Source organism: Pseudomonas alkylphenolica, assembly GCF_004025535.1.
In the GTDB taxonomy this organism is placed as follows: Bacteria; Pseudomonadota; Gammaproteobacteria; order Pseudomonadales; family Pseudomonadaceae; genus Aquipseudomonas; species Aquipseudomonas alkylphenolica_A.
The window spans coordinates 768307-791954 of the sequence record NZ_QJRG01000033.1 but is presented as its reverse complement, the minus strand read 5'-3'; the positions used below and the strand labels follow the sequence as shown (position 1 = coordinate 791954).

The 23648-nt window shown below is 60.8% G+C and carries 29 protein-coding genes; 11 read left to right on the top strand and 18 right to left on the bottom strand.

Translation table 11 applies throughout. From position 1 onward, the window contains the following. Window positions 1–5 precede the first annotated feature (5 nt). Together DM813_RS03725 and DM813_RS03720 are read right to left on the bottom strand one after the other, a co-directional pair. Window positions 6–599, bottom strand: a complete 594-nt coding sequence (locus DM813_RS03725) for a hypothetical protein (protein WP_128322077.1) — start codon at window positions 597–599, stop codon at window positions 6–8. Then, window positions 565–1305 carry an SURF1 family protein gene (locus DM813_RS03720; RefSeq protein ID WP_128322076.1) on the bottom strand — a complete coding sequence of 247 codons (741 nt, stop codon included), beginning with the start codon at window positions 1303–1305 and terminating at the stop codon, window positions 565–567. Before DM813_RS03720 ends, DM813_RS03725 begins: the two co-directional genes overlap by 35 nt. Before the next feature lie 63 nt (window positions 1306–1368). Here DM813_RS03720 and DM813_RS03715 point away from each other — a divergent pair, with 63 nt between their 5' ends. Continuing rightward, complete coding sequence (locus tag DM813_RS03715) at window positions 1369–1572, top strand: twin transmembrane helix small protein (protein WP_128322075.1); 204 nt, start codon at window positions 1369–1371, stop codon at window positions 1570–1572. Between the two features lie 6 nt (window positions 1573–1578). On the opposite strand, the gene DM813_RS03710 is transcribed toward DM813_RS03715, so the two are convergent. The 4 genes from DM813_RS03710 to coxB are packed head-to-tail and all read right to left on the bottom strand — an operon-like array spanning window position 1579 to window position 5843. Further along, window positions 1579–2466, bottom strand: a complete 888-nt coding sequence (locus DM813_RS03710; RefSeq protein WP_128322074.1) for a cytochrome c oxidase subunit 3 — start codon at window positions 2464–2466, stop codon at window positions 1579–1581. A gap of 12 nt (window positions 2467–2478) precedes the next feature. Further along, the gene (locus DM813_RS03705) at window positions 2479–3048 is read right to left on the bottom strand and encodes a cytochrome c oxidase assembly protein (RefSeq protein WP_128322073.1); all 570 of its coding nucleotides are present in this window, start codon (window positions 3046–3048) and stop codon (window positions 2479–2481) included. 25 nt (window positions 3049–3073) lie between these two features. Then, window positions 3074–4663, bottom strand: coding sequence for a cytochrome c oxidase subunit I (ctaD, locus tag DM813_RS03700; RefSeq protein WP_128322072.1), 1590 nt, complete (start codon window positions 4661–4663; stop codon window positions 3074–3076). A gap of 52 nt (window positions 4664–4715) precedes the next feature. After that, on the bottom strand, window positions 4716–5843 hold the full coding sequence (gene coxB / locus DM813_RS03695; RefSeq protein ID WP_128322071.1) for a cytochrome c oxidase subunit II: 1128 nt from the start codon (window positions 5841–5843) through the stop codon (window positions 4716–4718). Window positions 5844–6211: 368 nt separating this feature from the next. Here coxB and DM813_RS03690 point away from each other — a divergent pair, with 368 nt between their 5' ends. Beyond that, window positions 6212–6859 (top strand): hypothetical protein, encoded by a 648-nt coding sequence (locus DM813_RS03690; RefSeq protein ID WP_128322070.1) that lies wholly within the window; start codon window positions 6212–6214, stop codon window positions 6857–6859. A 21-nt stretch (window positions 6860–6880) separates the two neighbouring features. Here the strand turns inward: DM813_RS03690 and DM813_RS03685 are convergent, their stop codons facing one another. The 5 genes from DM813_RS03685 to prlC form a co-directional block, all read right to left on the bottom strand. Then, window positions 6881–8413 (bottom strand): SulP family inorganic anion transporter, encoded by a 1533-nt coding sequence (locus tag DM813_RS03685; RefSeq protein WP_128322069.1) that lies wholly within the window; start codon window positions 8411–8413, stop codon window positions 6881–6883. 185 nt (window positions 8414–8598) lie between these two features. Continuing rightward, window positions 8599–9318, bottom strand: coding sequence for a carbonic anhydrase (locus tag DM813_RS03680; protein WP_128322068.1), 720 nt, complete (start codon window positions 9316–9318; stop codon window positions 8599–8601). A gap of 244 nt (window positions 9319–9562) precedes the next feature. Then, window positions 9563–10624 (bottom strand): PA0069 family radical SAM protein, encoded by a 1062-nt coding sequence (locus DM813_RS03675; RefSeq protein ID WP_128322067.1) that lies wholly within the window; start codon window positions 10622–10624, stop codon window positions 9563–9565. A 75-nt stretch (window positions 10625–10699) separates the two neighbouring features. After that, window positions 10700–10981, bottom strand: a complete 282-nt coding sequence (locus DM813_RS03670; protein WP_128322066.1) for a YheV family putative zinc ribbon protein — start codon at window positions 10979–10981, stop codon at window positions 10700–10702. Next, window positions 10978–13029 (bottom strand): oligopeptidase A, encoded by a 2052-nt coding sequence (prlC, locus tag DM813_RS03665; RefSeq protein WP_206617351.1) that lies wholly within the window; start codon window positions 13027–13029, stop codon window positions 10978–10980. The genes DM813_RS03670 and prlC overlap by 4 nt, the downstream gene beginning before the upstream one ends. A 91-nt stretch (window positions 13030–13120) precedes the next feature. On the opposite strand from prlC, the gene DM813_RS03660 reads away from it, so the two are divergent. Then, window positions 13121–13669 carry a gamma carbonic anhydrase family protein gene (locus tag DM813_RS03660; protein ID WP_128322064.1) on the top strand — a complete coding sequence of 183 codons (549 nt, stop codon included), beginning with the start codon at window positions 13121–13123 and terminating at the stop codon, window positions 13667–13669. Window positions 13670–13698: 29 nt separating this feature from the next. Further along, window positions 13699–14349 (top strand): HAD family hydrolase, encoded by a 651-nt coding sequence (locus tag DM813_RS03655; RefSeq protein ID WP_128322063.1) that lies wholly within the window; start codon window positions 13699–13701, stop codon window positions 14347–14349. Window positions 14350–14354: 5 nt separating this feature from the next. Here DM813_RS03655 and DM813_RS03650 read toward each other — a convergent pair whose 3' ends face one another. After that, entirely contained in the window at window positions 14355–15458 is a 1104-nt protein-coding gene (locus tag DM813_RS03650; RefSeq protein WP_128322146.1) for an aminopeptidase, read from the bottom strand. A 66-nt stretch (window positions 15459–15524) separates the two neighbouring features. Here DM813_RS03650 and DM813_RS03645 point away from each other — a divergent pair, with 66 nt between their 5' ends. Together DM813_RS03645 and DM813_RS03640 are read left to right on the top strand one after the other, a co-directional pair. After that, a complete protein-coding gene (locus DM813_RS03645; protein ID WP_128322062.1) occupies window positions 15525–15938 on the top strand; it encodes a hypothetical protein in 414 nt (137 codons plus the stop codon). 53 nt (window positions 15939–15991) lie between these two features. Beyond that, window positions 15992–16405: a hypothetical protein gene (locus DM813_RS03640; RefSeq protein ID WP_128322061.1), complete on the top strand. Its 414-nt coding sequence runs from the start codon at window positions 15992–15994 to the stop codon at window positions 16403–16405. Between the two features lie 6 nt (window positions 16406–16411). Here the strand turns inward: DM813_RS03640 and DM813_RS03635 are convergent, their stop codons facing one another. After that, window positions 16412–16645, bottom strand: a complete 234-nt coding sequence (locus DM813_RS03635; protein WP_128322060.1) for a DUF1161 domain-containing protein — start codon at window positions 16643–16645, stop codon at window positions 16412–16414. A gap of 73 nt (window positions 16646–16718) precedes the next feature. After that, complete coding sequence (locus DM813_RS03630) at window positions 16719–17144, bottom strand: OsmC family protein (protein WP_128322059.1); 426 nt, start codon at window positions 17142–17144, stop codon at window positions 16719–16721. 180 nt (window positions 17145–17324) lie between these two features. On the opposite strand from DM813_RS03630, the gene DM813_RS03625 reads away from it, so the two are divergent. Further along, window positions 17325–18329, top strand: a complete 1005-nt coding sequence (locus tag DM813_RS03625; protein WP_128322058.1) for an LLM class flavin-dependent oxidoreductase — start codon at window positions 17325–17327, stop codon at window positions 18327–18329. A gap of 90 nt (window positions 18330–18419) precedes the next feature. On the opposite strand, the gene DM813_RS03620 is transcribed toward DM813_RS03625, so the two are convergent. Continuing rightward, the gene (locus DM813_RS03620) at window positions 18420–18641 is read right to left on the bottom strand and encodes a DUF1161 domain-containing protein (RefSeq protein WP_128322057.1); all 222 of its coding nucleotides are present in this window, start codon (window positions 18639–18641) and stop codon (window positions 18420–18422) included. A gap of 106 nt (window positions 18642–18747) precedes the next feature. Next, entirely contained in the window at window positions 18748–18963 is a 216-nt protein-coding gene (locus DM813_RS03615) for a dodecin (protein WP_128322056.1), read from the bottom strand. Window positions 18964–19118: 155 nt separating this feature from the next. On the opposite strand from DM813_RS03615, the gene DM813_RS03610 reads away from it, so the two are divergent. Then, window positions 19119–19442: a DUF883 family protein gene (locus DM813_RS03610; RefSeq protein ID WP_128322055.1), complete on the top strand. Its 324-nt coding sequence runs from the start codon at window positions 19119–19121 to the stop codon at window positions 19440–19442. Here DM813_RS03610 and DM813_RS03605 read toward each other — a convergent pair. Further along, on the bottom strand, window positions 19439–20335 hold the full coding sequence (locus DM813_RS03605) for a LysR family transcriptional regulator (protein ID WP_164897202.1): 897 nt from the start codon (window positions 20333–20335) through the stop codon (window positions 19439–19441). The genes DM813_RS03610 and DM813_RS03605 overlap by 4 nt on opposite strands. 109 nt (window positions 20336–20444) lie before the next feature. Here DM813_RS03605 and trpB point away from each other — a divergent pair, with 109 nt between their 5' ends. Next, window positions 20445–21662, top strand: a complete 1218-nt coding sequence (gene trpB / locus DM813_RS03600) for a tryptophan synthase subunit beta (RefSeq protein ID WP_128322054.1) — start codon at window positions 20445–20447, stop codon at window positions 21660–21662. Then, entirely contained in the window at window positions 21659–22471 is an 813-nt protein-coding gene (trpA, locus tag DM813_RS03595) for a tryptophan synthase subunit alpha (protein WP_128322053.1), read from the top strand. The genes trpB and trpA overlap by 4 nt, the downstream gene beginning before the upstream one ends. Before the next feature lie 104 nt (window positions 22472–22575). Here trpA and DM813_RS03590 read toward each other — a convergent pair whose 3' ends face one another. Beyond that, window positions 22576–22911 carry a DOPA 4,5-dioxygenase family protein gene (locus tag DM813_RS03590; RefSeq protein WP_128322052.1) on the bottom strand — a complete coding sequence of 112 codons (336 nt, stop codon included), beginning with the start codon at window positions 22909–22911 and terminating at the stop codon, window positions 22576–22578. Window positions 22912–22986: 75 nt separating this feature from the next. On the opposite strand from DM813_RS03590, the gene DM813_RS03585 reads away from it, so the two are divergent. Continuing rightward, window positions 22987–23604, top strand: a complete 618-nt coding sequence (locus tag DM813_RS03585) for an NAD(P)-dependent oxidoreductase (protein WP_128322051.1) — start codon at window positions 22987–22989, stop codon at window positions 23602–23604. The last annotated feature ends 44 nt before the right edge of the window (window positions 23605–23648 follow it).

Genomic DNA, 23648 nt, shown 5'->3' with positions numbered 1-23648 from the left:
ATGTCCTACCCGATATTGGACAGTTTCAACAAATGACGGAGGTCATTGAGCAAATCCTTGCCTTTAACCCGGGCGTCGTAGCGCAGCACCAGGTTGCCATGGGGGTCGACGATCCACAGCTGCGCATCCGCTTTGCCGTTGCTCGCGGCGCCGTACTTGTTCAGGTCCAGCGCATAGCGCTGCAGCTGCGGGTATTCACGCTCAAGCCGGGCTTGAAAGTCACCATTGACTGGCTGCGCCGTCGCCAGGGCGTGGCTGGCGCGACTGGCATCGCGCCCCAGGCCGATCTGGATCTGCCGGGCCAGGTACACCAGTTGCTGGCAGTCCAGCCCGCACTCCCTGGGCGCGCTGACCAGCAGCTGCCAGCGCTGTTCATCTGCACTCACCCCAAGGTCGGCGCGGCTCTGGCCGTCGCCAATCATTTCGCCGTGGTAATTGCGGCTGTCCGGTACCCAGAACTGAAACTTGTACATACCGGTCGCCAGCATCATCGGCCCGATGACCACCAGCAGGATCAGGATCAATTGCAGACGCCCCCGCGCCCGCCCTGGCGGCACCTTGCCTTCAGACATGTTGAGAGGACTCGTGACGACTCCCATGCTGTTTCTCCTTGTTTTTATACCAGCCGAAGTAGAGGTAAAGCAGGACCAACGCCAGCGCCAGGGCAAACCATTGCACGGCGTAGCCAAGGTGTTTTTCCGGCCCCATGGCGACCACCGGCCAGTCCAGGCGATAGCTGGCCGGGCCCGCTTCGAGGCGCAATTCATGAGCAAAGCCTTCACGGGCCAGCTGTGGCCACAGGTGACTGGCATCGATGGCGGTCAGCAGATGCGGCCAGCTGCCGCCTTCGGGATCGGCATGCAGCTGGAACGTCGCCCCGGGGGCGACATAAACCCAGGCATCCAGGCTCAACGCCTGGTCGGGTGTGGAAAACTGCACCGGGTTTCGCCGATCAGGCCAGGGCAGCCAGCCGCGATTGACCAGCAGCCAGAGCCCGCTGGCCTGGTCGAGAAAGGGTTGCAACAGCTCGACGCCCACCTGGCCATTGCGCACGCGGTTATCCAGCAACAGGCTGTGCTCGGCGTCGAAATGGCCAAACAGCTGTACCCGGCGAAAGGCGGGATCGTCCATCGCGGACAGTTCGCCAGCGCGCACCGGCTCACCGGCCTGCCGTTCGGCATAACTGGCCAGCAGCACGCGCTTTTCCTGGGCACGCCCAAGCTGCCAGCAGCCCAGTGCAATCAGCCCGGGCAACAGCATCAGCACGACCAGGGTAGGCACCCAGCCTGGGCGAAAGTGCTTCACCTGATCACCACAAAGTCAGTCGCTATACTTAAAGTCATCGATGCATCCCCCCGGAGTTTCGCCATGCTTAAAGCCGCGATTGTCCTGATGCTGCTGGCAACCATCGCCAGTCTGTTCAGTGGCCTGTTCTTTCTGGTCAAGGACGATGGGCACTCCACGCGTCTGCTCAAAGCACTCACCGTGCGGGTCAGCCTCGCTGCACTGACCCTTGCGCTGATTACCTGGGGCTTCTACAGCGGCCAGTTGGTCTCCCACGCGCCGTTCTGAGCAGCGCTACAGCACATAAACGAAGATAAACAACCCCACCCAGACCACATCGACAAAGTGCCAATACCAACTGGCAGCCTCGAAACCAAAGTGTTTGTCGGCGTTGAAGTGCCCGCGCATGATCCGCACCAGCATCACGATCAGGATCAGGGTGCCCATGGTCACGTGGGCACCGTGAAAGCCCGTGAGCATGAAGAAGGTCGCGCCATAGATGCCTGAGCCCAAGGTCAGGCCCAACTCGGTGTAGGCTTCGTGGTATTCGTAGGCCTGCAGAATCAGGAAGCTGATGCCCAGGAGAATGGTCAGCGCCAGCCAGAACTTCAGGGCGCCGCGGTGATCCTTGCGCAATGCGTGGTGAGCGATGGTCACGGTGACACTGGAGCTGACCAGCAGAATGGTGTTGATCAGCGGCAGGTGCCAGGGATCGATGACTTCTCTCGCTGGGGGAAACAGTTTCGGATCCGGCGTATTGAGCAACGGCCAGGCGAACTCGAAATTCGGCCAGAGCATGTGCGCCACGCCTTTCGCGCCTTCACCGCCCAGCCAGGGCCCGGCCAGGTTGCGCACATAGAACAGCGCGCCGAAAAAGGCGATGAAGAACATCACCTCGGAAAAAATGAACCAGGACATACCCCAGCGAAACGAGCGGTCCAGTTGCGGGCTGTACAGCCCGGCGCGGCTTTCCTTGACCACCGCGCCAAACCAGCCGAAGAACATATACACCAGGCACAGCATGCCGAAGATGAAAATCCACGGCCCATGGGACTCCGGACGGCCCGCCTTGAGGTCGTTGAACCAGGTCCCCAGGCCAAACACGGTGATGAACATGCCGATCGTGGCAATGATCGGCCACTTGCTTTGCGCCGGTACGTAATAGTGCTGATGCGAAGCCATGGTGCGTTCTCCTTATCGGGCGCCCTGTGCGGCCGGGCCCGCCAACTGTGCAACCGGCGGATGGCGAGCGGTGATATCGAACAGCGTGTAAGCCAGTGTCAGGTGTTTCACATCGTTGGGCAGGTCACGGTCGACGATGAAACGCACCGGCATCTCGATGCGCTCTCCCGGCTGCAGTACCTGCTGGGTAAAGCAGAAGCATTCGGTCTTGTGAAAGTACGCGGCGGCTTCGGCCGGGGTGATGCTGGGGATCGCCTGGGCACTCATGGGCTTGTCGGTCGGGTTGCGGGCAACGAAGATCATCTGGTTGACCGCCCCCGGATTGACGTCGATCTGGTCAGCAGTTGAATAGAAGTCCCATACCATGTCGCTGGCATTGGTCGACATGAACTGCACTTTCACGCTTCTGTTCGGGTCGCTGACCTGCGTCCCTTCGTATTGCCCGCCAGTCTTGCCGTTGATACCGAAGGCCTTGCACATCACGTCATAGATCGGCACCAGGGCAAACCCAAAGGCGAACATCACCACGGTCAGCAGCAATAACCGCGCGACCAGGCGTTTAAGCGATGTCCCTTCACTCATGGCAGCCTCCTTGGGCCCACGCCGCTCACTTCACTTCCGGTGGGGTCTGGAACGTGTGATAGGGCGCTGGAGACGGCACTGACCACTCCAGTCCCTCGGCGCCATCCCAGGGTTTGGCCGGTGCAGGTTCACCGCCACGAATGCACTTGATGACAATGAACAGGAAGAAGATCTGTGTGGCACCGAAGGTGAACGCACCGATCGATGAGACCATGTTGAAGTCGGCGAACTGCAGGTTGTAGTCCGGAATTCGCCGCGGCATACCGGCCAGACCGACAAAGTGCATCGGGAAGAACGCCATGTTCATGCCAATGAACGAAAGCCAGAAATGCAGCTTGCCCAGGGTTTCGTCATACATGTGCCCGGTCCATTTCGGCAGCCAGTAGTAGGCCGAGGCAAAGATGCCGAAGATCGCCCCGGGCACCAGCACGTAATGGAAGTGCGCCACCACGAAGTAGGTGTCGTGGTACTGGAAGTCCGCCGGGGCGATGGCGAGCATCAATCCCGAGAAACCACCGATGGTGAACAGGATGACGAAGGCGATGGCGAATAGCATCGGCGTTTCGAACGTCAGCGAGCCTTCCCACATGGTGCTGACCCAGTTGAACACCTTCACCCCGGTGGGCACGGCAATGAGCATGGTGGCGTACATGAAGAACAGCTCGCCGACCACCGGAATGCCGACCACGAACATGTGGTGGGCCCAGACAATAAAGGACAGGAAGGCAATCGCGCCGGTGGCATAGACCATCGAGGTGTAACCGAACAGCGGTTTGCGCGAAAACGCCGGAATGATTGAACTGACCGCGCCGAACGCCGGCAGGATCATGATGTACACCTCGGGGTGACCGAAGAACCAGAACACATGCTGGAACAACACCGGGTCACCGCCACCGGCAGCACTGAAGAAGCTGGTGCCGAAGTGGATGTCCATCAGCATCATGGTCACCACTCCCGCCAGCACCGGCATCACTGCAATCAACAGGAACGCGGTGATCAGCCAGGTCCAGACGAACAGCGGCATTTTCATCAGGGTCATGCCCGGGGCACGCAGGTTGAGGATGGTGGCGATGACGTTGATCGCGCCCATGATCGAGCTGATGCCCATCAGGTGAATGGCAAAGATGAAGAAGGTCACGCTTTCCGGCGCGTAGGTGGTGGAGAGCGGAGCATAGAAGGTCCAGCCGAAGTTCGGCCCGCCACCGGGCATGAACAAGGTCGATACCAGCAGCAGGAAAGCCGCCGGCAGCAGCCAGAAACTGAAGTTGTTCATCCGCGGCAGAGCCATGTCCGGCGCACCGATCATCAGCGGGATCATCCAGTTGGCCAGGCCGACGAAGGCCGGCATCACCGCACCGAAGACCATGACCAGGCCGTGCATGGTGGTCATCTGGTTGAAGAATTCCGGCTGGACGATCTGCAGGCCGGGCTGGAACAGCTCGGCGCGGATCACCATGGCGAAGGAGCCACCCAACAGGAAGGCGATGAAACTGAACCACAGGTACATGGTGCCGATGTCTTTGTGGTTGGTGGTCAGCACCCAGCGCATCAGGCCCTTGGCCGGTCCGTGGGCGTGCTCATGACCCTGGCTGTGGTCGTCGATCACTGCGCTCATGTCCTGTCTCCTGCAATCCGGTGGCTGGTGCGGGAAAAGCTCTCAGGCCGGCTCATTTGCTTTCTGCCTGTTTGATCGCCAACACGTCTTTGGGTGTGACCATGTCACCCTTGTTGTTGCCCCAGGCGTTGCGCTCGTAGGTCACCACGGCAGCGATATCCACTTCCGACAGCTGCTTGCCGAACGCAGCCATGGCCGTGCCCGGTTTGCCGTGGAAGACAATGCTCAGGTGATCTTCCTTGGGACCGGTGGCGATCTTCGAGCCCTTGAGCGCCGGGAACATCGGCGGCAGGCCCTGTCCTTCGGCCTGGTGACAGGCCACGCAGGTGGTGTGGTAGACCTTGTCACCGCGCTCGACCAACTCCTGCAGGGTCCATTCCTTGCTGGTCAGCTCCTTGAGCTTGGCAGCCTCGGCCTTGCGTTCGGCGAGCCACGTGTCGTAATCGGCCTTGGACTTGACCTCGACCACCACCGGCATGAAGCCGTGATCCTTGCCGCACAGCTCGGTGCATTGACCGCGATAAATGCCGGGCTTCTCGACACGGGTCCAGGCCTCGTTGACGAAGCCGGGAATGGCGTCGCGCTTGACCGCGAACGCCGGCACCCACCAGGAGTGGATGACATCGGCGGCAGTCACCAGAAAGCGCACCTTGGTACCCACCGGCAGCACCAGCGGTTGGTCGACTTCGAGCAGGTAATGTTCGTCTTTGGGCGCTTTGTTGTGGATCTGATCGGCGGGGGTGGCCAGGTTGCTGAAGAATTCGACATCCTGGCCCAGGTATTTGTAGTGCCATTTCCACTGGTAGCCAGTAACCTGGATATCGACATCCGACTCGCTGGCATCGTAGATTTCGATCAGGGTCTTGGTTGCCGGAATGGCCATGGCCACCAGGATCAGGAACGGCACCACCGTCCACATGATCTCGACCCAGGTGTGCTCATGAAAATGCGCAGGCTGCTGCCCGGTGGAACGACGGTGGATGATCATCGACCAGAACATTGCGCCAAAGACCACCAGGCCGATGATCACGCAGATCCAGAAAATGGTCATGTGCAGGTCGAATACGGCGTTGCTGACTTCCGTCGCCCCTGGCGCCATGTTCACCGTCCAGGCCGCATTGGCCTGACCGATTATCGACCACAACAGAAGGCCCATCCATACGTGTGGATGTCGCATCATTGCGGGTTCCCCTTATCGTTCTTGTTATCCCGGAGGCATGGACCTACGGCTAAGGGTACGGCGGCCAAGACTGCTAACTTCGACAACCACCCCCCTGCGAACTGCAGTCGGGCCTCATCAGCACATCACTTTCAACCGGAGTATAGACAGCGACCTCGACCACGCAACGCGACAGGAAAATTCAACCTGCCCAAGTTGATCGTTTGCGTCTCAGGCCGCGAATTACGCGGGCTGGGGCACAATGATGGCACATTGATATAATTGCCGAGCATTAAATGGCTTTCGGTTATGCAAAATGCGTCTTAAGCATCTGCAGAACCGAGCTACCTTATGTCTTCCGTTTGTCACGCCTTTACCCTGGAGTTGTCATGAACATCGCCGCTTTGCGCGAGCAGATCACCCGTGCCCATCAACATGAGACCGAAACCGGCCAACTGAAACAGCAGCTCGACACTCAATTGCCACACTTGCACCCGTCGATCCAGCTTCCTGAAAACGATGCCAAGGGTGCATTGGTACGCTTCGTCACTGCCTACATCGAGCAGGTTCCGGAACTCCTTGAGGCCGCCAATGAAGTGGCCCGCGAAGCCGGTATCGAATCGCAGATCAAGCCGGTGCTGAAAATCGCCGAAGAGTATTTTCTGCAGCCACCGCAAATCATGAATGGCCATGTCGGCCTTGATTGCCTGCTGGATGAAGCCTACCTGGCACACCGTCTGGTGGAAGAAGTAAACGATTTGTACATCAAGCACTTTCAGCAGCCGCTGATCCCGCTGGACACCACCGTGGCCAACCTGATCGCTCACCAGCTGATCGGCGAAGAGTTCGCCAACCAGCTGGATGAAGTGGTTCACCACTCAGTGGACGAAATGCTCAATGAAGAGAGCTTCGCCCTGGAATCGGTGGAGCAATACCGCGACAAACTCAGCAGCCCGGACACCGGCGCCGCGTGGAAACGCTGGCCTTGCCTGTCGCGGCAGTTGGGGGTTGGACTGGAGCTGGATCAGCCGGCTTGAAGCACGCTCACCGGGTCAGAATCAGGCGCCCAACCCGACCGTTGTACGCGCCCGACCTTCGACCCGACGCTTGAGTCTGCGCTGCTCGATCACCAGGCGTGAGCCGTTGCCAGCATTGGCGCGCCCCCAATCTTCGAGCAGTTCCAGGCAGGAGTGGTCGATATAGCTGAGGTTGGCCAGCGGCACATGCAGCGTGGTGCCGGGCGCAATGCCTTCGAGCACCTGCGCCAGCGCCGGTACCTTGAGAAAGGTTGCCGCGCCGCTTAACCGCAGTTCCATGTGCCCCGGCGCATCCAGGCTGGCAACACTGATCTTCAAGCGCGCCGCCTTGAGCGCCAGCTTGAGCAGGGTCAAGGCAAAACCAAGCAGCACCCCGGTCAACAAGTCGGTGAAGATGATCGCCAGTGCCGTCGCGGCATAGGTGAACATCGGCATCCGGCCATAGCGGCCCAGGCCACGAAAGGCTTTGAAGTCGACCAGCTTGATGCCGGTATACACCAGCACACCTGCCAGGCTGGCAACCGGTATCTGTTGCAGCACCGCACTGAGTGCGACCACAAACGCCAGTAGCCAGCAGCCGTGCAGGATGGCCGACAAGCGCGTCCGGGCACCGGCCTGGACATTCGCCGAGCTGCGCACGATCACCCCCGTCATCGGCAACGCACCGAGCACACCGCAGAGCATGTTGCCCAGCCCTTGGGCAGACAGTTCGCGGTCGAAGTCCGAGCGTTGGCCGTTGTGCATACGGTCAACGGCAGCCGCCGAAAGCAAGGTTTCGGCACTGGCGATGAAGGCCAGGGCGAAGGCCGCAACCAGCAGGTCCGGGTTGGCAAGATTGAGCAGGTCGGCCGGGTTCAGCCAGTCGATTGCCTCACTCAGATCAGCAGGCACCTGGACGCGGTTTACCGGCAGCGCCAGCCAGAGACTGATGGCGGTCATCGACGCCACACCGAGCAAGGCCCCCGGTACAAAACGCAGTGACTGTGGCCGAAAGCGTTCCCACCCCCACATCACTGCGATTGTGCCAAGGCCCAATGCAGCAGCTTTCCAGCCATTACCCCGGGCCTCCAGCGGCAAGGCCTGACTGACCGTGGCGGGAAAACCCAGCAGGTTGGCAAGGCCTGAAGGTTGCGGCGCGCTGTCGAACATCACATGCACTTGCGACAGCACGATCAGCACGCCGATACCAGCCAGCATGCCGTAGACCACGGCCGGGGCCGTGACCCGAAACCAGCAGCCCAGGCGCAAGCGTCCGGCCAGCAGCTGCAGCAAACCGGCCAGCAGCAGTATCGGCCCGAGCATCGCCACGCCATGCTGGCGCACCAGCTCGAACACCAATACCGCCAGGCCTGCAGCCGGGCCACTGACCTGAAGCGGCGAACCGGCCAGCCAGCCGACCACAATGCCGCCGATAATTCCGGTGATCAGGCCCTTGGCCGGCGGCATGCCGGAAGCAATGGCGATCCCCATGCACAGCGGCAGGGCGACCAGAAACACCACTACCGAGGCCAGCAATTCACGCGGCAATGCCGCTTTGATCTGTGTTTTGTTCACCGTGTCACTCCTTCTTTCACGTTCAAGGCCATTCCTGGGGCCGAATGCACACCCCTGACGTGCGCGCAGGTGCAAACCGCCAGCAAGCCGGCAGGGCAGTCAGGGAAATTCAAGGCAGCCGATGACCAGGCCGCACCGGTCAGGTGCAGCCGTCAATCAGCTTATTGCGGGGGTGTCAGGGACGCTTAGTAGCGTCCTCTCGGCGATGCGCAGGGGATTGGCTGACCCGCAGCCAGGGGCAGGAAACGATCGCTTTCAGCGTCGTACGCTTCGATCTGGCTGGACTCGATGTCATAGATCCAGCCATGGATGTACAACTGACCGGCAGCCAGACGCGATGCGACCGAAGGGTGCGTGCGCAGGTGGTGCAACTGGGCGATGACGTTTTCTTTGGTCAGCACCTGCATGCTTTCGTGTTCGGTGCCGCACGAGCAGTTGTCTTCAACCACGGTGCGCGCCACTTCGGCATGGCGCAGCCAGGCCTTTACCGTCGGCATCTTCTCCAGCGACTGCGGGTTGAGTACCGCGCGCATGGCACCGCAATCGGAGTGACCGCAAATGATGATGTGGTGTACGCCCAGCGCCAGCACGGCATATTCGATGGCGGTAGATACACCACCGTTCATCTGTCCGTAGGGAGGAACGACGTTACCGACGTTACGGGTGACGAACAGGTCGCCAGGGGAACTCTGGGTGATCAGCTCGGGGACGATGCGTGAGTCGGCACAGGTGATGAACATCGCACGGGGCTTTTGCGCGGTAGCGAGCTTCTTGAAAAGCTCCTGCTGTTCAGGGAAGACATCGTGATGAAAGCGCAGAAAGCCGTCGACAATATGCTTCAGCGCTGCATCGGCGCTCTCGGCAGGTACGTCCGGAACAACCTTGGATGGGTCCTTGACGGGCATGATTCATCCTCTTTGACGGTTTGGGTTAAATCCATTTTACCGGGTTGATGATTCAAACGGCGTATGTCATTTGGATGACACATGCGCACCAACAATCACATCAGTTGCTGGCTGAATTCCTACGCTACTCGGCGAAACTTAACTCAAACTGAATGCAGAGGCTCTAGAACGGGCGTTCCAGACCGGAAAAGACTGCCATAAATAATATCAAAAAACCATCAATGGCCAATACCCACTACCCAGATCAGAGCAACGACATCTGCCTGCCAGGCGGGCAAAAGACACTGCAATCAAGGGCATAGCCTTCACGCTGATTCAAACCCAAACGGCGAATCGTCTTGCTGAAACGCTGCGCCAGCAGCTCGGCAAATATCCCCTCACCGCGCATGCGTGCACCGAATCGGCTGTCGTACAACTCACCGCCGCGGCTCTGGCGAATAAGGCTCAGGACGTGCTCGGCCCGTTGCGGATAATGATCCTGCAACCACTGCTCGAACAATGGCGCGACCTCCAGCGGCAGGCGCAACATCATGTAAGCGGCACTGCGTGCACCAGCGTCCCTGGCAGCCTCCAGCAAGTGCTCCAGTTCGCTGTCGTTGATCATCGGGATCATCGGCGAGCACAACACACCGACGGGAACGCCGGCCTCACTGAGCACGCGAATCGCCCGCAAGCGGGCTTTGGGCGCCGCTGCGCGAGGCTCAAGAGTGCGTTTGAGTTCGTCGTCCAGCGTGGTGAGGCTGATCATCACGCTTACCAGGCGCTGTTGCGCCAGCTCGGTGAGCAGATCGAGGTCGCGCAGAACCAGCGAGCCTTTGGTGACGATGGTGACCGGGTGCCGGTAGCGCAGCAGCACCTCCAGCAATCGCCGGGTCAGTTGTTGCTCGCGTTCGATGGGTTGGTACGGGTCGGTGTTGGAGCCCAGGTTGATGGGCGCACAGACATAGCCTGGCTTGCTCAGTTGCTGCTCAAGTACGGTGGCGGCGTTGGTCTTGGCGATCAGCTTGGTTTCAAAATCCAGCCCCGGGGACAAATCCCAATAGGCATGGCTGGGCCGCGCATAACAGTAGATGCAGCCATGTTCACAGCCACGGTAAGGATTGATCGAGCGGTCGAAGGGCAGGTCGGGAGAGCTGTTGCGGGTGATGATGCTCTTGGCCGTTTCAATGCGCACCTCGGTACCCTGGGTTAGCGGCACTTCCTGGTACCAGCCGTCATCCTCGGCGACCGATTGGCGTGGGGCGAATCGATTGTGGGGGTTACTGGTCGTGCCACGCCCCCGTTGCGGCCCTTGAGGAGGGAACATTGAACGACACCCCGGATACTGTTTTTATATACAGTACCCGAGGTGAGTTACAGGTTCCAGTACCGCCGATCGCGCTTATTCAGCCGGCTTCTTCAGCTTGGGATTGGGGAAGAACTGTACCGTCTGCACCTTGGCCTCGGCCGCTTTCACTTCGACCTTGTTGACCCGGGTACCCAGCTCCTTGGGCACCGACAAACCCTGCTCGTTGAGGGTGTCGGAGAACCCGCACGCCACGCATTCACGGTGCGGAACGCTGTCTTCGCTCCACATCATCAATTTGTCCGGCTCGCTGCACGCCGGGCAAACCGCCCCGGCGATAAAGCGCTTTTTCGTCTTGATCACGGGCGCATCACTCATGCCGCCACTTCCTCACTCAGGCCACTGTGACGCAAGAGTGCATCGATTGACGGCTCACGGCCACGGAAGTCGACGAACAGCAGCATCGGCTCCTGGGAACCACCGCGGGCCAGGATGGCTTCACGGAAAGCGCGACCGGTCTGCGCGTTGAGCACACCTTCTTCCTCGAAACGCGAGAAGGCATCAGCAGAAAGCACTTCAGCCCACTTGTAGCTGTAGTAACCCGCGGCGTAACCGCCGGCAAAGATATGCGCAAAGCTGTTGGGGAAGCGGTTGTACGCCGGTGGACGCATGACCGAGACCTCGTCGCGCACGCCTTCAAGCACCTCAAGCACACTGCGGCCGTCGCCATGGCTGGCATGCAGTTCGAAGTCGAACAGCGAGAACTCCAGCTGGCGGACCATCATCAGGCCGGACTGGAAGTTCTTCGCCGCCAGCATTTTTTCCAGCAGGTCCTGGGGCAGGGCATCGCCGCTTTCGTAGTGAGCGGAAATCAGCGCCAGGCCTTCGGGCTCCCAGCACCAGTTTTCCATGAACTGGCTTGGCAGCTCCACGGCGTCCCAGGCCACGCCATTGATCCCGGACACACCGGCGTGATCGATACGCGTCAGCAGGTGGTGCAAGCCGTGACCGAACTCGTGGAACAGCGTAGTGACTTCATCGTGGGTCAGCAGCGCAGGCTTGCCAGGTGCTGCCGGGGTGAAGTTGCACACCAGGTTGGCCACCGGGCTTTGCAGCTCGCCTGCTTCAGTACGGCGACGATCGCGCGCACCATCCATCCAGGCACCGCCACGCTTGTTGGCACGGGCATACAGGTCGAAGAAGAAACGCCCGACGTGCTGGCCGTGCTCCTTGATTTCGAACAGGCGGACATCCGGATGCCAGGTGTCAAAGCCTTTGAGTTCAGCAATTTCGATACCGTACAGGCGCTGAACAATGGCAAACAGGCCGGACAGCACCTTGTCGATCGGGAAGTAGGCGCGCAGGGTTTCCTGGGAAACGCTGTAACGCTGTTCACGCAGTTTTTCCCCGTAGAAGCCGCTGTCCCAACTCTGCAGGTCTGGGCAGCCTTGCTCGGCGGCATAAGCCTTGAGCTGGACCAGGTCCTGGGCGGCAAATGGTTTGCTGCGCTTGGCCAGGTCGCGCAGGAAGCTCAGCACCTGGTCACTGGACTCGGCCATCTTCGTCGCCAGGCTCAGCTCGGCGTAGTTGGCATAGCCCAGCAGCTCGGCCAGTTCCTGACGCAGGTCGAGGATTTCACGCATTACCGGGCCGTTGTCGAACTGACCGGCATTGGGGCCCTGGTCGGAGGCACGGGTGCAGTAGGCCGCGTAAAGCTCCTCACGCAGGGCGCGGTCTTCGGCGTAAGTCATTACCGCGTAGTAGCTGGGGAATTCCAGGCTGATCAGCCAGCCATCCAGGCCTTTCGCCTGGGCGGCGGCGGCCATCTGTGCCTTGGCCGAATCGGTCAGGCCGGCCAGCGCGGCTTCATCGGCCACGTGCTTGGTCCAGGCCTGGGTAGCGTCGAGCAGCTGGTTGGAGAAACGACTGCCCAGTTCGCTGAGCTTGCTCTGCACTTCGGCATAACGCTTTTGTTTATCTGCCGGCAGGTCGATACCCGACAGGCGGAAGTCACGCAGGGCGTGTTCCAGAATAGTCTTCTGGGCGACATCGAAACCGGCGGCTTCAGGGCTGGCAATCAGCGCCTCATACGCCTTGAACAGCTCGCGGTTCTGCCCCAGTTCAGTGGCATAGGCACTCAATGCCGGCAGGCAGCCTTCGTAGGCTTCGCGCAGTTCGGCGCTGTTGCATACGGCATTGAGGTGGCTGACCGGGCTCCAGGCTGCGCCCAGGCGGTCATTGAGTTCGTCCATGGCCAGCACCAGGCCGGCCCAGCTTGGCTGCTGGCCCTGGGACTTGAGAATGGTGGCAATGGCGGTACGGTTGTCGGCCAGGATCTGTTCAATCGCCGGCTGCACATGCTCGGCGCGGATTGCCGAGAAGGGCGGCAAGTCATAAGGCTGCAGTAGCGGGTTGTTCGCACTCACGGTTAAACACCTTGGCAGAAGAAACACGCGACCATCTTAATTACAATCGACGCCGACCGCAGCCCTATCAACACTAAAGAGAGTCCCTATCATGGCCATCCGCAGCTTCCAGAACCATTCACCCCGCCTGGGCGAACGCGCCTTCGTGGACCGCAGTGCAGTGGTGCTGGGGGATGTCGAGATCGGTGCGGACAGCTCGGTATGGCCGCTGACCGTGATCCGCGGCGACATGCACCGTATCCGCATCGGCGCGCGCACCAGTGTGCAGGACGGCAGCGTGTTGCACATTACCCACGCTGGGCCCTTCAACCCTGACGGCTTTCCGTTGCTGATCGGCGACGAAGTGACCATCGGTCACAAAGTGATGCTGCATGGTTGTACCCTGGGCAACCGGATTCTGGTCGGCATGGGCAGCACCATCATGGACGGTGCAGTGGTCGAAGACGAGGTGATCATCGGCGCAGGCAGCCTGGTGCCACCGGGCAAACGCCTGCAAAGCGGCTTTCTGTATGTCGGCAGCCCGGTCAAACAGGCCCGCGCCCTGACCGAGAAGGAGCGCGCCTTCTTCCCCTACAGCGCCAGCAACTACGTGAAACTCAAAGACCAGCACCTGGCCGAAGGCTACCACCTGCCTGAGTGACCCTGCCGACAGCCATTAGCGAGACCACCATGCACCAGCAAAACATTCTGTTCGACCTCGACGGCACCCTGACCGACCCGCGCCTGGGCATCACCCGCTCGATCCAGTACGCCCTGGCCAAGCTTGGCATCGACGAGCCGGACCTGGCGCGCCTTGAGCACTTCATCGGCCCGCCGCTGCTGCAGGCATTCATGCAGTTCTACAGCTTCGACGAGGCCAAGGCCTGGCAGGCCGTTAATTTCTACCGTGAACGTTTCAAGGTCACCGGCTTGTACGAGAACCTGGTGTTCGATGGTGTCCAGCCATTGCTTGAAGCCTTGAACGGGCAGGGCAGGACGCTGTACATCGCCACGTCGAAACCCTGGGAGTTCGCCCGCGAAATTGCCCGCCACTTCGAATTCGATCATCACTTCAAGGTGATCTACGGCAGCGAACTCGACGGCACCCGTACCAACAAGGTCGAGCTGATCGCTCACCTGCTGGCCGAAGAACAGCTGGACCCTGCGCAGACGCTGATGATCGGCGACCGCAAACACGACCTGATCGGTGCCCGCAGCAATGGTCTGGAAGCCGTGGCGGTGGGCTATGGCTTTGGTAGTCATGAAGAGCTGACGGCCGAACAGCCTGCGTATCACTTCGCCACGTTACAGGAACTGCACCAGGCCTTTCTGCGGACTTGAAGGCGCTATCGCCGGTTGGCTGGCGAAAGGTCGAAACCTTTCAATACCTGCCGGCGCTGCTCACGCGGCAACTTGCCCAAGGCTTCAACCTGCCGATAAAACACGTCCCAGTCCTTGCCGGCCTGAACAAAAAGCTGCGCAAAAGCAGGTACCCACTGGTCATACAAGCCGAAGGGCAATAGCTTGGCATTGTTCATCGGCGCATTGATCCAGGCGTCATACCGCCCTTTACCCTGCCACTGGCTGTCACGCAGCGCCCGGTAATCACGGCGTAGCCGTTCAAACTCAGCCTGCTTGCCGGCTCGCTTGGCAGGCGCGGTCAGCGGCGAGGCATACAACGTCTTCAGCCGCTCCCGGCTGGCCAGCACCAACGTGACGAACTGGTCGCGTTGCCCTCCATCATCCTCGGATTGCGCCTGCAGGCCACGTGCCGCACGCCACTGGCGGGTGCCTTCCTGCTCCACGAAGGTGGCAAAAGATTCGTTGAACGCCGTGTCGTCGCGCACATACACGCGCTGGTGCGCCAGCTCATGAAAGATCACGGTCGCCAAGCGCTCGTCGCCCCAACCGAGCATGGAACTGAGGATCGGGTCATCGAACCAGCCCAGGGTCGAATAGGCCTCGACGCCGCCGACATACACATCCAGCCCCTGCTGCTTCTGTAGTGCTGCGGCGCCCCGTGCCGCGCCCTGGCTGTAGTAACCGCGGTAGGCGACGCAACCGGCAATCGGGAAGCAATGGGTTTGCGGCTCGAGAGAGAACTCCGGCGTGGCGAACACATTCCAGACCACGAAGGGTCGGCCTATGTCGGCATACACCCGGTAACTGCGGTTATCCGGCAGTCGAAGCTGCGCACTGGCGAAGGCCCGGGCCTGCTCGGCCTGCATCAGATGCTGACGCAGCTTCGCCGGGGTCGCGGGGTCGGCTATCAGTTCGGCCACGGGTTTTCGCGCCTGTAACAGCTGCAACTGCCCGCTAGCCAGTTGCCCGTAGTAATCGATGCTGGAACAACCGTTCAGCAGCCCGAACACCAACAGGGGAACCAAGTAGCGAAAAAAATGGTCGAGTGCCCCAAGACTTGAGCGCAATAAAAGAAATAGTCGAAGCATCCGTCCCGTTGTCTCGCTCAAGTGCTCATCCGCTTCCAGACTATCCTGCCCAGCTGGAGTTTTACCATGCGTACACTGCTCGTCCTTGGCGGTATGGTGCTGTTGACCGGCTGCGCCGTCTTGCCCCCTGCCGATCCCAACCAGGCCTGGATTGACCTTGCACCCAATCCGGACGAATCCCTGCATGCCCTGCAGGTGGATGATCGCGACTGGGCAGACAAGCGCTATTTCGAAGTCCAGCCGGGCAGCCACGAATTGACCGTGCGTTACCAGTTCCTGGTGACGCCAAGCAACATCGGCCCAAGCAGCGAACCGCTATGGCGCGATTGCCAGCTGAATGTGAAATTCAAGGATTTCAGTGCCGGGCAACGCTATCAGATCGAAGCCGGAAGTATCGGCTTCCGCCCTTGGGCCAATCTGTACGATGAACAGCGAAACCTGGTCAGCAAAGGGCTACCGGCGGGCTGCCAACGTACCTGATAGCGTGAATGGCGCTATGCTTGTGCTTTGTAGTTTGCAAACGGGAGTTTGCCATGCGCCAGCCAATGATGCTGATCGCCCTCAGTGCCCTGGGGGCTTGCGCTAGCCCCTTGCCCCCAGTCGATAGCAAACAGGCCTGGATCGACTTGTACACCATGACTCCTGGCAAGCTGGTCATGGCCGACCGGCTTGATGGCGAACGCCTCAAGGACGGGCGCTTTTTCCAGGTAACGCCTGGTAGCCACGAACTGACCGTGCGTTTCGACTTCGAGGTGTACGGCGGTGGCTTCTCGCTCAACCCCGTGGAACGGACCTGCTACCTCAAGGTGAACTACGACCACTTCGAGGCCGGCAAGCGCTATCGCCTGGAAGCGCGGGCACCGGCCATGCAGCCCAGTGCCTATCTCTATGACGCCCAGCGCAAGCTGCTGGCAGAAGAGAAGAACGACATCTTCTGCATACCTTGAGAAGGCCTAGCGGTCATTCTTCTGGTAGATGATTTTCTTGGTGCCGCCTTCACAGCTGCCCACCACCATGTTCTGGTCGTGGACTTCGTCGTTGCGCACGATTTCCAGCGTGTAGGAACTCACATTGTTGGCCTGGATCTTGGCTTCGATCTCGGCCTTGAGCGCTTCGCAATTCTTCGGCGCAGCCAGCGCAGAGGTCGCCAGCAGCGAAGCCAGCACAGCGATTGCAACACGGGTCATGGGACAGCTCCTTGTGGCGGCAGAGAGTTTGCCGACTCCCATTTGACCACAAGAAGCGCGTCGCGGTTCTACTTCAACCCGCCAGCGTAGCGTCCAGGCTGATGGTTGCGTTGAGCACTTTTGACACCGGGCAGCCTGCCTTTGCCTTGTTCGCCACCTCCAGGAACTGGGCTTCGCTGGCGCCGGGTACCTTGGCTTTGAGGATCAGGTGAACGGCGGTAATGGCAAAGCCGTCAGCCTGTTTTTCCAGGGTCACTTCCGCAGTGGTATCGATGCGCTCGGCAGTGAAACCTGCCTCACCCAGCAGCATCGACAGGGCCATGGAGAAGCACCCCGCGTGGGCCGCGCCAATCAGCTCTTCCGGGTTGGTGCCAGGTTGACCCTCGAAGCGCGTGTTGAAACCATAAGGATTGTCTTTGAGCGCACCACTTTCGGTAGATAGCAGACCCTTGCCGTCCTTCAGGCCACCTTGCCAGATTGCCGATGCTGTCTTTTTCATAATGCCTCCTGAGTAACCAAGGGCGCAGGTTTGCGCAGCCTAAAATTCAGAGGCCACCCGCCCTGGCAAGTTCAGCTTGATTGCACGCCAGGCATTGATTCCTCAGGATGTGCCCATACAACGTTCAGTAGGTTCCGGTCTTATGCCGGGCAAACGAATGCCCTGGAGGCTCATCAGCCCATGAAGCGACTTGCGGATATCAAATTCTCCACCCTCGACCTGGTGCCGGTTCGCGAAGACGGCGGCCCGGCGCAGTCCCTGCGCAATTCCCTGGACCTGGCACAGCATGTAGAGAAGTTCGGCTACAACCGCTTCTGGGTTGCTGAACACCACAACATGGACGGCATTGCCAGTTCGGCGACCTCTGTATTGCTCAGCTACCTGGCCGGCGGTACTTCCACAATCCGGGTGGGGGCGGGCGGGGTCATGCTGCCTAACCACGCACCACTGGTAATTGCCGAACAGTTCGGCACCCTTGCCAGCCTGTATCCCGGCCGTATCGACCTTGGCCTGGGACGCGCGCCGGGGTCTGACCAGATGACCGCACGAGCCCTGCGCCGCGAGCGCTCCGGGAGTGCCGACGATTTTCCCGACGACGTGGAAGAACTGGTGCGCTACCTGGGGCCGCGCACACCAGACCAGAAAGTCATCGCCGTGCCCGGCTACGGTACTGAGGTTCCCATCTGGCTGCTCGGCTCAAGCCTGTTCAGCGCCCAGCTGGCCGGTATGCGCGGCCTGCCGTATGCCTTTGCCTCGCATTTCGCCCCGCGTTACATGCACGAGGCCATTCGGGTGTATCGCAACCACTTCCAGCCCTCCGCCGAACTCGATAAGCCCTACGTGATGCTCGGCGTACCGCTGGTGGCGGCCGACAGCGACGAGAAGGCCGACTACCTGGCGACCTCGGTGTATCAACGCATCCTCGCCCTGATGCGGGGCCAGAGCCTGATGCAGCGCCCTCCGGTAGAAAGCATGGATGGCTTGTGGCTGCCTCATGAGCGCGAGGCAGTGGGCAGTTTCCTCGGACTGGCGATGGTCGGCGGCCCGGAGAAAATTCGCGCCAAACTCGAGGTGCTGCTCGAGCAGACGCAGGCCGACGAGCTGATCTTCACCTGCGACCTGTACGAACATGCGGACCGGATCCGCTCCTATGAGTTGCTGTCGCAGGTGATGCGCGGGAACTGAGGGGACACATCGCTAGCCATGCTGGCTCCCACATGGGGGAGCCAGCATGACCGGCAACGAAGTCATTGCATCGCTGAGTGGATGCCTTGATTAGCGCTTGTAGACGATTTCCTTGGTGCCGCCTTCGCAGGTACCTACGACCTTGCCGCCTGACGCCGCGCCCTTGTCGACGATCTCCAGCGAATAGCCGCTGACGCCTTTGGCATCCAGCTTGGCTGCTATTTCGCCCTTCAATTCTTCACAGGGCTTGCCCGCGGCCAGCGCAGTGCCGGCCAGCGTCATCAAACCCAGTGCAACTACCAACTTCTTCATCGATCGCTTTCCTTGTTCAGATCAAAGTGGAGGGTGGCGCCGGAGCCGGTCCAGGCGCCTCAGAACTGTGTAACTCAATTGACCCGGACATGCCAGCGCAATGCTTTCAGCTATTGGCGATACGGAACCCGACCTTGAGGGTTACCTGGAAGTGCGCCGCCTTGTTGTCCTTGATGTGCCCACGGGTTTCGAGCACTTCGAACCATTCGAGGTGTTTGATGCTTTTGCCCGCTTCGGCCAGGGCATTGTTGATGGCCTCCTCGATGCTGGTGGGCGATGAGCCCACCAGTTCGATTTTCTTGTAGGTGTGATGATCAGACATGACCCGTCTCCTGCGCAGATGTGAACTTTCAGCCTAGCAGTGCCAGGCTGATTTACCCGCGCACCCGCCACTCGAACACACCGCACTGCACTTTCTTGCCTGGCTGAAGTCGGAACCATAACAACTCAATCACACCTCGAAGGAGGAGAGTCACCATGACCAACCACTCGCTGCGTCAGGCGTCGCTGCAAAGTATGGAAGCGGAGATCGAAAGCCTTCTGAAGACATTGGAAACCCTCAAGGACGACGCCTCGGACGAGTCGCGCAAGACCTTGAAAACACTCAAGAGCAACGCCGAAAGTGCGCTACGCCACTCCCGCAGCCTGCTGGGCGACGCCTATGCGGAGGTGAAAAGCAAAACCCGCGAGACCGGCCTGGCCACCCGCGACTATGCCCAGGAGCACCCGTGGACGACGGCGGGTGTGGCCGTCGGTGCCCTGGGACTGCTCGCTGCTTACCTGATGTGCAGCCGCCGTTAATCGGCCTGACTCGCCAACTCGGCGCGTAGCCAGCCGGCCAACTGCTCCGCGCGTCCATCTGCGGCGCGCCGGGGCACCCACAACGCCAGCACCGCCTCGGTTTCGCAGAATCCCCACGGCGCAGCCAGACGCCCGGCCCGCAGGTCGTCGGCGACCAGCGGTTGCGGGGCAATGGCCACCCCCAGACCGGCAACGGCAGCTTCGAGCAAATAATACAGGTGTTCGAAATCCTGGCCGTAACGCAGCGCCTCGGGATCGATGTGCTGTTGCACAGCCCAGTTGGGCCAGGCTTGAGGCCGTGACGTGGTGTGCAGCAGGGCTTCTTCGAGCAAGGCCGGCGCCGGTGCCTGGCACAAGCGGGCGAACCCGGGAAAATGCGGGCTCAGTACCGGACCGATACGCTCCTGCGCCAGCACATGCACCTGCATGTCCGCCGGCCACGGCGGCTCGGCAAACACCAGCAACGCATCCAGCCCGGGGCGACGCGGGTCCAGGTCACCTTCACCGGCCGACAGGTGCAGGCGCAGCTCCGGCAGGTCTGCCTTGAGCCTGCCCAGGCGCGGAATGAACCAGCGCGCGAGCAAACTGCCCGAGCAGCCCAGAACAAACGGTGCGTCGTCACCGCTCTGGCTCAACTCGGCGCACACGCTGCGCAAGCGATCAAATGCGTCGGCACTGGCATCGCGCAGGCGCACGCCGGCATCTGTGAGTTTAATGCCACGTCCGTCCTTGACGAACAGGCTAACCGCGAGAAACTCCTCCAGTACTTTCAACTGGCGGCTAACAGCGCCATGGGTCACATGCAGTTGCTCGGCGGCCTGGCTGACGCTGTTGAGCCTGGCAGTGGCTTCGAACGCCCGCAGGGCATTGAGGGGAGGCAGGTCCTGGCGCATGACGTGTGAGATTTCCTGACATGTTATAGCAATCTTATCGGTTTTCAGCCGGGCCTGTCGTGGGTAGAGTAAAGCCATTCCCAGATTTCATTACGCCCTGGAGCGACCCATGACCCAGACCAACTTCCGCGCCGGCCCTGATGCCAATGGCCTGTTTGGCGCATTCGGCGGCCGTTACGTGGCCGAAACCCTGATGCCGCTGGTACTCGACCTTGCACGCGAATACGAAGCGGCCAAAGCCGATCCGGAGTTCCTCGAGCAACTGGCGTACTTCCAGCGCGACTACATTGGCCGCCCGAATCCGCTGTACTTCGCCGAACGTCTGACCGAACACTGCGGCGGTGCGAAGATTTTCTTCAAACGTGAAGAACTCAACCACACCGGCGCACACAAAGTGAACAACTGCATCGGCCAGGTACTGTTGGCCAAGCGCATGGGCAAAAAGCGCCTGATCGCTGAAACCGGCGCCGGTATGCACGGTGTTGCCACGGCCACGGTTGCCGCGCGTTTTGGCCTGCCTTGCGTCATCTACATGGGCGCAACCGACATCGAACGCCAACAGGCCAACGTGTTCCGCATGAAGCTGCTGGGCGCCGAAATCGTCCCGGTGACCTCCGGTACCGGCACCCTCAAAGATGCCATGAACGAAGCCCTGCGCGACTGGGTTACCAACGTCGAGGACACCTTCTACCTGATCGGTACCGTGGCCGGCCCGCACCCGTACCCGGCGATGGTTCGCGACTTCCAGTCGATCATTGGCAAGGAAACCCGCGCCCAGTTGCAGGAAAAGGAAGGGCGCCTGCCGGACAGCCTGATCGCCTGCGTCGGCGGCGGCTCCAACGCCATGGGCCTGTTCCACGACTTCCTCGATGACAGCAGCGTGCAGATCATCGGCGTCGAAGCCGGTGGCCATGGTGTCGAAACCGACAAGCATGCGGCCAGCCTCACCGGCGGTATTCCGGGCGTTCTGCACGGCAACCGCACGTACCTGCTGCAGGACGCCGACGGCCAGATCACCGACGCCCACTCGATTTCCGCCGGCCTCGACTATCCCGGCATCGGCCCTGAACACGCCTGGTTGCACGAAGTGAAACGCGTCGAGTACGTCAGCATCAACGACGAAGAAGCCCTGGCTGCGTTCCACACCACCTGCCGTCTGGAAGGCATCATTCCGGCCCTGGAAACCTCGCATGCCCTGGCCGAAGCGATCAAACGCGCCCCGACCTTGCCGAAGGATCACCTGATGGTGGTGTGCCTGTCCGGGCGTGGCGACAAAGACATGCAAACCGTGATGAGCCATATGGCTGCCCAGGAGAAACAGGCATGAGCCGTATTGAACAACGCTTCGCCGAACTGAAGGCCGAAGGCCGCTCGGCACTGGTCACCTTCATCACTGCAGGCGACCCCGGCTACGATGCCTCGCTGGCCATTCTCAAAGGCCTGCCGGCTGCTGGCGCCGATGTCATCGAACTGGGTATGCCGTTCACCGACCCGATGGCTGACGGTGTGTCCATCCAGCTCGCTACCCTGCGCGCCCTGGAAGCCGGCCAGACCCTGGCGAAAACTTTGCAGATGGTGCGCGAGTTCCGTGTGGACAACCAGACCACGCCGATCGTGCTGATGGGCTACTACAACCCGATTCACCGCTTTGGCGTCGAAGCTTTCGTCGCCCAGGCCAAGGAAGCCGGTGTCGATGGCCTGATCATTGTCGACCTGCCACCTGAGCATGACGCCGAACTGGCTACCCCGGCCCAGGCGGCCGGTATCGACTTCATCCGCCTGACCACACCGACCACTGACGACGTGCGTCTGCCGCGGGTACTGGAGCGCAGCTCCGGCTTCGTCTACTACGTCTCGGTGGCGGGTGTCACCGGTGCCGGTTCGGCCACTTCCGAACAGGTCAGCAACGCCATCGAACGCCTGCGCCGGCATACCGACCTGCCAATCAGCGTCGGCTTCGGTATCCGTACCCCGGAGCAGGCAGCGGCCATTGCCAGGCTGTCGGATGGCGTAGTGGTCGGTTCGGCGCTGGTCGACAAGATTGCCCAGGCCAAATCGGCTGATCAGGCCGTGGGCGATGTGCTGGAGCTGTGCTCGGCGCTGGCCCAAGGCGTACGGACCGCACGCAAGGCCTGATTACCTAACGCGCTCATCGCCGGCAAGGCCGGCTCCCATACAAGCCTTTATACACCGGGCTGTTGTGGGAGCCGTCCTTGCCGCCGATAGCAGCTCCGCCCGAATCAGGAAGGCAGGAAGATCGACAGATCCAGCGGCCGGACCGCTCCCATCCAGATCGCATGATCGCGATGATCCGCCAACTCGTCTCCGGTCAGCGGATGCAGGAACACCACCAGCCCATGGCGATACAGCGCCAGCCAAGGCAACACCACCCCCACCAGCTCCGGCCCGAACGCCAACTGGCAGCTCCAGTCCGGATGCGGCCCGACCGGCTTCTGATGCATCCGCCCCATCGTCACACCAAACAGCGTGGCGGCTTCTTCACATAGCTGCCGTGCCTGCTCCATAGTGCTGGCGTCGTAGTAAACGTGGGCGTGATAGCCCTTGATCCTTTGCACGAATACTCCTGATTCACAAGAACCCCAAGGCCGCCCCGGGGTCAAATGATCACCCGCATCAAAGGGAGTGATCTGGTGAAAAATGCCGAAACCCCAGTGTTCAAACTGATTCTGATCGGCGGTTTGAGCAGCCTGGGCAGCGCCCTGATGGCCGAACTGCTCAAGCGCCAGCATGAAGTGATCGCCGTGGTCGATGACCTCAATACCCTGGCGCCGCGCCCGGGCCTGCACTTCAAGATCGGCGGCCTGAACAGCGCAGCGCAAGCCGAACAAAGCGTGGCCGGCGGTTCGGCGGTGGTCTGCCTGCTGACTGCGCTGGCCCCCGACGACTTCGCCGCCCAATTGCGCATGAGCCAGGCACTGATTGCTGGAATGTCGCTCACCACTATACGCCGGCTGCTACTGGTGGGCGATTTCAGCGTGCTCGACACTAACGAAGGGCACAGCAAGCAGCAACATGACTGTGCCGAGCAGATCGTCGACGCGCTACAGCGCAGCCAGCTGCAGTGGACCCTGGTAAACATGCCGCAGCAAGTCGCCGGCCTGGGCATCGAACACTTCCACCACACCCACGGCACCCTCGAACCCGGTCTCGCCGAACCGCTGCAGCGCCTGGCCCGGGTGGCCGCCGGCATGGTCGATAGCCTCGAGCTGAAACTTCACATCGGCGAACACGTAAACTTCGTCTGCTGATGCGGTTTCGTGCGCAGGAAAGCCGCTTAGACTTGCACCGGCAC